General features: G+C 70.5%; 1 protein-coding gene. It reads right to left on the bottom strand.

Going from position 1 to position 519, the window contains the following annotated elements; translation table 11 throughout:
* The coding region (locus ABD254_RS21250) for a hypothetical protein (protein ID WP_344250974.1) at positions 1 to 519 on the bottom strand (519 nt) is incomplete at both ends.

Below are 519 nucleotides of genomic sequence, written 5' to 3'. Positions count from 1 at the left end.
GGGTCGTGGATCTCGCCGTCGTCGATCTGCCGCGCCTCCGCATGCAGGCCCTCAGCGACCGACTCCTCACCGATCTCGCCAGCGGTCCCGACGTACAGGCCCCACGGATCCTCCAGGACCCGCTTCTCCAGGTTGGCGACCATCGTCTCGTGGGCCTGGTGCTGGCGGGGCAGGATCAGGCGGTGCGGCTCGTCGAAGCACTGGAACGTGGTCCGCGCGCCATCACGGGAGCCAGGCGAGTTCGACAGCGGCACCGCCTTGCCGTCCGCGCGGCCCAGGGTCGACAGGCGGATGATCCGCTCCTGCGTGGAATCGAACAGATCGGCGTCCGGGCCCTCGGTGCAAAGGACGTACAGCGCGCCGTACGCGAGCTCCTCGACCTGCTCGGCGGTGACCGCGAGCATCGGGATGTACGGGTCAGCCACGGGGCGCCCCACAGGCTCGCCGGCCGCATCGAAACCGTCGCAGCGAACCGGCCCGTCCGGATGCAGCTCGGCGAACGCGACCTGGGCCATCCAC

It is taken from the genome of Isoptericola hypogeus (assembly GCF_039531145.1).
GTDB classification, from domain to species: Bacteria; Actinomycetota; Actinomycetes; order Actinomycetales; family Cellulomonadaceae; genus Isoptericola; species Isoptericola hypogeus.
The sequence above is the reverse complement of the archived record's forward strand: the minus strand, read 5'-3'. Positions and strand labels throughout refer to the sequence as shown.